The 8,593-nt window shown below is 72.6% G+C and carries 7 protein-coding genes; 2 read left to right on the plus strand and 5 right to left on the minus strand.

Annotated features, from left to right (window positions below; all coding sequences use genetic code 11):
* Positions 1-8: 8 nt before the first annotated feature.
* Complete coding sequence (hisD, locus tag RBR11_RS13740; protein WP_308489931.1) at positions 9-1,349, minus strand: histidinol dehydrogenase; 1,341 nt, start codon at positions 1,347-1,349, stop codon at positions 9-11.
* Between the two features lie 213 nt (positions 1,350-1,562).
* Between hisD and RBR11_RS13745 the strand changes: the two genes are divergently transcribed.
* Positions 1,563-2,546 carry a LacI family DNA-binding transcriptional regulator gene (locus RBR11_RS13745; protein WP_308489932.1) on the plus strand — a complete coding sequence of 328 codons (984 nt, stop codon included), beginning with the start codon at positions 1,563-1,565 and terminating at the stop codon, positions 2,544-2,546.
* A 180-nt stretch (positions 2,547-2,726) separates the two neighbouring features.
* Here RBR11_RS13745 and RBR11_RS13750 read toward each other — a convergent pair whose 3' ends face one another.
* From RBR11_RS13750 to RBR11_RS13765, 4 genes are all read right to left on the minus strand, one after another.
* Entirely contained in the window at positions 2,727-3,353 is a 627-nt protein-coding gene (locus RBR11_RS13750) for a response regulator (RefSeq protein WP_308489933.1), read from the minus strand.
* Entirely contained in the window at positions 3,350-4,618 is a 1,269-nt protein-coding gene (locus RBR11_RS13755) for a sensor histidine kinase (RefSeq protein WP_308489934.1), read from the minus strand. Before RBR11_RS13755 ends, RBR11_RS13750 begins: the two co-directional genes overlap by 4 nt.
* Positions 4,619-5,112: 494 nt before the next feature.
* Positions 5,113-6,150, minus strand: coding sequence for a LacI family DNA-binding transcriptional regulator (locus RBR11_RS13760; RefSeq protein WP_308489935.1), 1,038 nt, complete (start codon positions 6,148-6,150; stop codon positions 5,113-5,115).
* Positions 6,151-6,154: 4 nt separating this feature from the next.
* Positions 6,155-7,594, minus strand: a complete 1,440-nt coding sequence (locus RBR11_RS13765) for a glycoside hydrolase family 1 protein (RefSeq protein ID WP_308489936.1) — start codon at positions 7,592-7,594, stop codon at positions 6,155-6,157.
* Positions 7,595-7,819: 225 nt separating this feature from the next.
* On the opposite strand from RBR11_RS13765, the gene RBR11_RS13770 reads away from it, so the two are divergent.
* Complete coding sequence (locus RBR11_RS13770; RefSeq protein ID WP_308489937.1) at positions 7,820-8,341, plus strand: adenine phosphoribosyltransferase; 522 nt, start codon at positions 7,820-7,822, stop codon at positions 8,339-8,341.
* Positions 8,342-8,593: the final 252 nt, after the last annotated feature.

Consider the following 8,593-nt stretch of genomic DNA (forward strand, 5'->3'; position numbering starts at 1 on the left):
GATCCTCCTCAGACCGCGTAGCTCTGCGCGGACCAGGGCAGGCCGGTGCGGCGGTACTTCGCGGCGCGCACGTCGCCCGAGCGGCCGTGGCCCTCGAAGCGCTCGACGCGCGCGGCGCGGCCGCACAGCTCGCCCAGCATCGCGCTGGAGTCGGTGTCCACGACCTCCTGGTACGTGACGGTGCGCAGGTACTTGCCGACCCAGAGGCCGCCGGTGTATCGCGCGGCTCCCCGGGTGGGCAGCACGTGGTTGGTGCCGATGACCTTGTCGCCGTAGGAGACGCAGGTGCCCTCGCCGAGGAAGAGCGCACCGTAGTTGCGCATCTTCTCGAGCGCCTCGCGCGGCTCGGCGGTGAGGATCTGCACGTGCTCGTAGGCGTACTCGTCGGCCAGGGCGTAAGCCTCGTCGAGGGTGTCGACGACGAGCACGGCCCCCCAGTCTCGCCAGGCCGGCTCGGCGAAGTCCTTGGTGGGCATGTCGATGAGCAGCGTGTCGACATGTGCGATGACCTGGCGGCCGAGCTCCTCGCTCGTGGTGATGAGCACCGCGGGGGAGTCGGGGCCGTGCTCGGCCTGGGAGAGCAGGTCGACGGCGACGATGAACGGATCCGCGTGCTCGTCCGCGACGATGAGCACCTCGGTCGGGCCGGCGAAGAGGTCGATGCCGACCTCGCCGAACAGCTGCCGCTTGGCCTCGGCGACGAAGGCGTTGCCGGGACCGGCGATCATGTGCACCGGTGCGATGGTCTCGGTGCCGACCGCGAGGGCGGCGATCGCCTGGATGCCGCCGAGCAGGTAGATCTCGTCGGCGCCCGCGAGGTGCATGGCCGCGACCGTGGCGTCGGGCACCTCGCCCTTGATGAGCGGTGTGCAGGCCGCGACGCGCTCGACGCCGGCGACCTTGGCGGTCACGATCGTCATGTGCGCACTCGCGAGCAGCGGGTACTTGCCCCCGGGGACGTAGGCGCCTGCGGCCTGGATCGGCACGTTCCTCTGACCGAGCAGGACCCCGGGGAGCGTCTCGATCTCGAACTCGGTCAGCGATTCGAGCTGGCGCTGCGCCATGACCCGCACCTGCTCCTGCACGAAGCGGATGTCGACGAGCACCTGCTCGGGGACGCGGGCCACGATCTCGGCGATCTGCTCGGGGCTCAGCAGGAAGGACTCCGGTGCGTATCCGTCGAAGGTCGCGGAGTACTCGCGGACCGCGGCGTCGCCGCGTTCGCGGATGTCGGCGATGACCCCCTCGACCGTGGCGCGCACCGCGGCGGTGCTGCCGCGCTGGGCGCTGTCTCCGGACGGGGCCTTGAGCACCTGCGGAGCGGCGGCTATGGGCGAGGCGGTTGACATGGGGTCTCCATCAGCGTCGATGTGCGGGATATCGAGACTGTATACGTATTCATCTGTAATGAGCAACATTGAAATCCTGAGCTGAATACGTATACGGTTTGATTCATCGAATCCTGACGGTCACGCGATCGCCGGGATCCTCGTACGCCGCCTCGGTATGATCCGGACCATGAGGTCGCAGCGCGGCGGCGTCATCGAATGTCAGGGGGTTCCGTGGTCACCAGTCGCGATGTGGCGCAGCACGCCGGCGTCTCCCAGGCCACGGTCTCGCGGGTGCTCTCCTCCGCGACGAGCATCGCGCCGGCGACCAGGGCCCGGGTGCTCGCGGCGATGAGCGAGCTCGGCTACGTGCCGCACGCGGGCGCCCAGGCCATGAAGACGCGCCGCACGAACGTGATCGGCGTCGTCGTCGATGACCTGCGCAACCCGTTCTACTCGCAGCTGCTCGACGAGCTCACCCGCATCCTCAACGAGCACCACTACCGCGTCGTCGTCTGGAACGCCGGCAGCAGCAGCCACGTCGACGCGCTCGCGGCGATCCAGGAGTCCGCGGTCGACGGGGTCGTCTTCACGACCGCGACCGCCGACTCCCCCGAGCTGCAGGCCGCCGTCGGGCGCGGACTGCCGCTGCTGCTCATCAACCGCGAGGTCGACGGCCTCGACTGCGACCGCGTCACCGGGGAGAACACCGCCGGCGGGACCCTGGTGGCCGACTTCCTCGTCGGCCGCGGGCGCACCGATGTCGCGATCATCGCCGGTTCCCACGCGGCCACCACGTCACGGCAGCGCACCGAGGCGTTCTTCGCCCGGATGGCCGAGCTCGGGCACCCCGTGCCCGAGCATCTGCGCTTTGACGGGAAGTTCTCGCACGATCTCGCCGCGGAGATCACGCGGCGGCTGATGAGCCGCGCCGAGCGCCCCCGGGCGATCTTCTGCCTGAACGACTACATGGCGTTCGGCGCGCTCGACGCCCTCCGCGACCTCGGGATCGGTCCGGAGGAGTGCTGGGTGATCGGCTACGACGACGTCGACATGGCCTCGTGGGCGTCGTACGACCTGACCACCGTGCGACAGTCGAGCCACGAGATGGCGACCGCGGGCGCGGCGATGCTGATGGAGCGCCTCGCCGACCCGCACCGCCTCGCGCAGGCGCTGCGGTTCCCGTCGACCCTGATCGAGCGGGGCAGCACGCCGTAGGCGCGCCCCGCCCCGTCCGCGCGCCCGAGGTCACCCCCGTTCACGTTTGGGGCGGATCCTGCACATTCGGGGCGCGCTTCACCTGCCGATTCCGGCAGGCACGCCCCAAACCCGGGCGGGAAACCCCGAACGGGAGTGAGACCCGCGCCGGAGGGAGACCCGGGCCGGGGCCCGGTCCTCTCAGCGCCGGATGATGCGCTGCTCGATCGCGGCGGCGACCGCGCCAGCACGGGTGTCGACGCCGAGCTTGGCGTAGATGTGCGAGAGGTGCGACTTCACCGTCGCCTCCGACACGAACAGCGTCTTCGCGAGCTCGCGGTTGCCGAGGCCGTCGGCGAGCAGCTCGAGCACCTCGACCTCGCGCTCGGTCATCCGCGGCTCGGGCGAGGCGGCACGGCGCATGAGCACCGCCGCGACCGACGGCGCGAGGGCCGGCTCGCCCTGCGCGACCGCATGGATCCCGGCGAACAGCTGGTCGGGCGGGGTGTCCTTCAGCAGGTACCCGGCGGCGCCGGCGTCGAGCGCGCGGAGGATGTCGGACTCGCTGTCGTAGGTCGTCAGTACGAGCACGGCGGGCGGATCCTCGAGGGCGCGGATCCGTCCGGTCGCCGCGATCCCGCCCTCCCCGGCGCCCAGGCTGAGGTCCATCAGCACGACGTCCGGGCGCTCGGCCGCGGCCACGGTGAGCGCGTCGTCGGCGTTGGCCGCCTCGCCCACGACGACGAGGTCGTCGGCCGACTCGAGCAGAGCGCGCACGCCCGCCCGCACGACGGGGTGATCGTCCACGAGCACGATCCGCAGGGTCATCGGTCCTCCCTCGAGGCGGGGGCGGCGGCGTCCGCCGTCATAGGGAACACGATCGAGAGAGTGGTGCCCTCGCCCGGAGCGCTCTCGACCTGCAACGATCCGCCGAGCTGCGCGATCCGCTCCGCCATCCCGGGGATCCCGCGGCCCCGGCCGGCACCGCGGCGCTGCGCGGCCCGGGCGGCGATCGCCGACGGCCGGGCGTCGAAGCCGACGCCGTCGTCGCGGATGTCGAGGCGCAGCTCGTCGGGCTGGGCGGTGAGACTGACGACGGCGCGCGTCGCCCTGGCGTGCTCGGTCACGTTCGCGAGCGCCCCGCGCACCGTGCGGATGATCGCCGATGCGACCGGCAGCGGGATCTCGGTCGCCGTGCCGTGGCTGCGGAACTGCACGTCGACGCCGTGCCCCGACGCCTCTGCGACCACGCGCGCGAGGGCGGCCGGGAGGGATCCGGCGGCACCTTCGAGCTCACCGGGCGCGAGGTCGCGGACGACCCGGCGCACCTCGTCGAGGGCGGCCCGGGCGGTGCCGGCGGCGGAGCGGACCTGCTCGCGGGCGGCGTCGGGGCGGCGCTCCCAGCCCTGCTCGGCGGCCTGCAGCAGCAGGTTGATGCTGGACAGGTACTGCCCCACCGAGTCGTGGATCTCGCGCGACAGCCGGGCCCGCTCGGCGAGCGCTCCGGCGCGGTGCTGCGCGGCGGACAGGTCGGCCTGGGTCGCGGTCAGCTCGTCGAGCAGCTGCTGGCGGACCGTGGCCTCCCGGTCGAGCGCGCGGTAGGCGACGATCGTCGCGAACGCGATCCCGATGGGCCCGGCGACGAGGGTCGGGTCGAACAGCGCGGCGAGCCGCAGCTCGGCGGCGATCACGACCGCCGTCATCGCGCCGACGACGGCGATCGCGGGCCCGAACGGCAGGATCTGCAGCACGGCGAACGCGAGCGGCACGGCGCACCAGGCGAACGAGGGGGCGATGAGGGTGAGCACGGCCCAGAGCGCGCAGACGACGAGGGTCCACGCGCCGGGCCAGGCGCCGCGGCGCGGGACCAGGCCCTGCAGCAGCGCCGCGATCGCGAGCACGACGGCGCCGGCGATCACGGACACGGCGTTCTCGCCCTCGCCGTGCCGGAGGAGGTAGCGGATCGCGCTGACGACGATCAGCGCGATCAGCACGAGCTGCAGCGCGCGCCCGAACCGGACGGGGGCGAGGATCCCGCGCGCGCCGTCGGGCACGCCCTCCGCCGCGTCGTGCACCAGGGGCCGGGGTTCCATGGCCACAGCCTACGGACGCCGGATCCGGATCCGCATCAGCCGATCGGCTATCTCCGTCCCGACCGACCCGGGCGCGGTTCGGAGATGGATTTCGCCTCCCGCAGCTCGCCGGCGGGAGCGAAATCCATCTCCGCCGCGGTGGCTCCGGCGCTCGGGGATGGAAAGCGCTTCTACGGCCCTCCTCGTGGGCGCGAAATCCATCCCCACCGGATCCGCGTGCGTCGTCGGAGATGGAAAGCGCCTCCACCGATGCCCGGAACGCGGCGAAATCCATCTCCGCCGGATCCGCGTGCGTCGTCGGAGATGGTTTTCGCCTCCCGTGGCCCGCCCGGGGGACCGATTTCCATCTCTGTCGGATGCGCACCCGTCGTCGAAGATGGAAATCGCTTCTGCCGATGCGCGGGGAGCGGCGAAATCCATCCGCACCCGACGGGGCATTCCCTTCGCCAGCCTCGGCGACCGACTCCGGGCCGGTCCCTGGGGCGCGAAACGACTCACGCCGACCCGCGCACCACCAGCTCGATGTCGAGGATCGTGCGGTGCGGCGGGGCCGCTCCCGCGAGCAGGTCGATGAGCACCGACGCCATCGCCTCACCCTGGGCGTGCATGGGCTGGCGGATCGTCGTGAGCGGCGGATCCGTCGAGACCGCGACCGGGGAATCGTCGTAGCCGACGATCGCGACGTCTTCGGGGATCCGGATCCCGGCGCTGCGCAGCACCTGCAGAGCCCCCCGCGCCATGAGATCGCTCGCTGCGAAGATCGCGTCGGGGAGGGATCCGCCGGGCCCGGCGGCGACTGCCAGGAACGCACGCGCCGCCGCCGCCCCTCCCTCCTCGGTGTAATCGCCGTCGCGCTCGGCGAAGGGTTCCAGCCCTGCGTCGGCGAGCGCCTCGCGGAAGCCCTGCAGCCGGTCCACCGCGCCGGCCATCGACAGCGGCCCGGTGATCGTCGCGAGGCGCGTGCGCCCCGAGCCGAGCAAGTGCTCGGTCGCCGCCCGGGCGCCGGCGACGTTGTCGACGTCGACGATGAAGTCCGCCGCGCGCTCGGCCGTGGGACGGCCGCCGAACACGGCCGGCACCGCCTCGACGATGCGGTCGACGAACACGTCGCTCATGTGGTGCGAGAGGATGATCGCGCCGTCCACGCCGCCGTTGCGCACGAAGCCCGTCATCCGTCCGCCGGCGTCGTCGCTCGCGACGAGCAGGTTCAGGATGTAGTCGGACCGGGCGATCCGGTCGCTGATCCCCGCGACGACCGCGGCGAAGAACGGATCCCCGAAGAACCGCGTCGTATCCTCGGGGACGACGAGCGCGATCGCGTGCGTCTGCCGGCTGGCGAGTGTCCGGGCCGCTCGGTTCGGCACGTACCCGAGCCGCTCGATCGCGGCGTGCACGGCGGCGAGCGCGTGCGGGCTCACCGCGGTGGATCCATTCACCACCCGGGACACGGTCGACCGGGAGACGCCGGCCGCCGCCGCGACCTCCTCGATCGTCGACCGGCCCGCACGCTTCGGATCCGCTCCGCCGCTCACGCCGTCAGACCGCTCGCGCCGCGATGATCCGGGCGTACTCGCGCCCGGAGTCCTTCACGATCCGCCGCTGCGTGTCGTAGTCGACCCGCACGATCCCGAACCGCTTGCCGTACCCGAAGGACCACTCGTAGTTGTCCAGCAGCGACCAGGCGAAGTAGCCGCGCACGTCCACGCCCTCCTCGATCGCGTCGTGCGTCGCGGCGATGTGCTCGCGCAGGAACATCGCCCGCTCGGCGTCGTGCACGACCCCGCCGGCCTCCGCCACGTCGTCGTATGCGGCGCCGTTCTCGGTGACGTAGAGCGGGATCCCGGGCGCGTACTCGGTGCCGATCCGGCGCAGCACGCGGGTGAGCCCCTCGGGCTGCACCTCCCAGTCCATCCCGGTGCGAGGCAGCCCGCGCTCGACCCAGTGCACGTCGTCCGCCGCGGGGAACGGCGACCGCGTGAGCCGGGCGTTCCCGCCGTCGGCGCCGCCGTCGTGCGGGGTGCCCTCGGCGCCGGGCTGCGGCGTCCCCGAGAGGAGCTCGCCGTGGTAGTAGTTGATGCCCAGGCAGTCCAGGGGCGTCGCGATCGTCTCGAGGTCGCCGTCCTGGACCGCGTCCGCCCAGCGGCGCACGGCGAGTGGATCCACCGCCCGGATGTCGTCGACGACGTCGGCCGGATACTCTCCGCGGAACAGCGGATCCAGGAACCAGCGGTTGAACTGCCCGTCGATGCGGCGCGCGGCGTCGGCGTCGTCGGGGTCGCGCGCGTCGGCGGGATCCGCGACCGTGAGGTTCAGGGTGATCCCGAGGTCGAGCCCCGGGTCGCGCTCGCGCAGCGCCCGGATCGCGCGGCCGTGCCCGAGGAGCAGGTGGTGGGCGGCGAGGATCCCGTCCTCGACGCTCGTCCGGCCCGGCGCGTGCACGCCCGCCGTGTAGGAGAGGAAGGACGAGCACCACGGCTCGTTCAGGGTGGTCCAGTGGGTGACCCGGTCGCCGAGGGCGTCGTGCACGCTGAGGGCGTACTCGACGAAGCGGTCGACGGTGTCGCGTGACGTCCAGCCGCCTGTCTCCTCGAGCGCGTGCGGCAGGTCCCAGTGATAGAGCGTGAGCCACGGGACGATGCCGCCCGCGAGCAGCTCGTCGACGAGCCGGTCGTAGAACGCCAGGCCGGCGGGGTTCGCTGGGCCGCCGTCGGGCCGCACGCGCGCCCAGGAGGTCGAGAAGCGATACGTCTGCAGCCCGAGCTCGCCCATGAGCCGCACGTCGTCGCGATAGCGGTGGTAGTGGTCGCACGCGACGTCGCCGGTCTCGCCGTTCTGCACCGCACCCGGGACGCGGGCGAAGGCGTCCCAGATCGACGCGGTGCGTCCGTCCTCGAAGGCCGCACCCTCGATCTGGTAGGCGGCGGTGGCGGCCCCGAACAGGAAGCCGTCGGGGAATCGACGGATGGATGAGTTCACGCGCGCTCCTTTGCCGGACGCCCGATCGGGCCGTGAGAGCGCTCCCACGGCGCTGTCCACCAGCGTATGGGAGCGCTCCCACGACGTCAACGGTCGACTGGGCCGGCCGGCGCGCGCCGAACTCAGTCGATACGCCGCGCAGCGGTCGATCTCGCCGACCCACGCCCTGTTCCGACTGAGTTCGGCGCGTCGAACGATCGAGCCCATCCCGCGTACCCTGGTGCGGTGACCTCCTCGCCCGCGCTCGTCCGTGCCGAATCGCTGATCCGCTCGATCCCGGACCACCCGCAGCCGGGCGTGCTGTTCCGCGACATCACGCCGCTGCTGGCCGACCGCGAAGCTCTGCACGCGACGACCGAGGCGCTCGTCGCACCGTTCCTCGGATCCTTCGACGTCGTCGCCGGGATCGAGGCGCGCGGGTTCATCCTCGCCGGGGCGGCGGCGATCGCGGCGGGATCCGGCTTCGTGCCGATCCGCAAGGCGGGCAAGCTCCCGATCCCGGCCGCCGCCGTCGACTACACGCTCGAGTACGGCACCGCGACCGTCGAGATGCACGACGACCTGCCGGCCGGATCCCGGATCCTGCTCATCGACGACGTGCTCGCGACCGGCGGCACCCTGGCCGCAGGCCGGCGGATCGTCGAGCAGCTGGGCTATGTCGTCGCGGGGATCTCGGTGCTGTTCGAGATCGAGGCGCTGCGCGGCCGCGACCGCGTCGGCGACGTGCACACGGTGTTCCGCAGCTGACGCAGCCCCGCCCCGCTGTCGCACCGCGCGCCGACCCACCCGCAGCCGCCCGGTCACCCGCCCTTCCCGGCCCGCCCTTTCCCGGCCTTCGCCCGTCCTTCCCCCGCGCTTCTCCCGCTTCCCCTGCTTCCCCCGCGATTCCCCCGGTCCTCCCCCGTCCTCCCCTCTGTTCGCTGGTCGCGACACGCCCTCAGTCCGCCGGTTCGACGGCGGGTCGCGGCCCGCGGACAGGGTCGGGCACCCCGGCCGCCC

Origin of the sequence: Microbacterium capsulatum (assembly GCF_030865425.1) — a bacterium.
Taxonomy (GTDB): domain Bacteria; phylum Actinomycetota; class Actinomycetes; order Actinomycetales; family Microbacteriaceae; genus Microbacterium; species Microbacterium capsulatum.

What these genes read in the sequence shown, in the direction of transcription:
- hisD (WP_308489931.1), bottom strand. Translation starts at nt 1,349, where the DNA reads ATGTCAACCGCCTCGCCCATAGCCGCCGCTCCGCAGGTGCTCAAGGCC.
- RBR11_RS13750 (WP_308489933.1), bottom strand. Translation starts at nt 3,353, where the DNA reads ATGACCCTGCGGATCGTGCTCGTGGACGATCACCCCGTCGTGCGGGCG.
- RBR11_RS13755 (WP_308489934.1), bottom strand. Translation starts at nt 4,618, where the DNA reads ATGGAACCCCGGCCCCTGGTGCACGACGCGGCGGAGGGCGTGCCCGAC.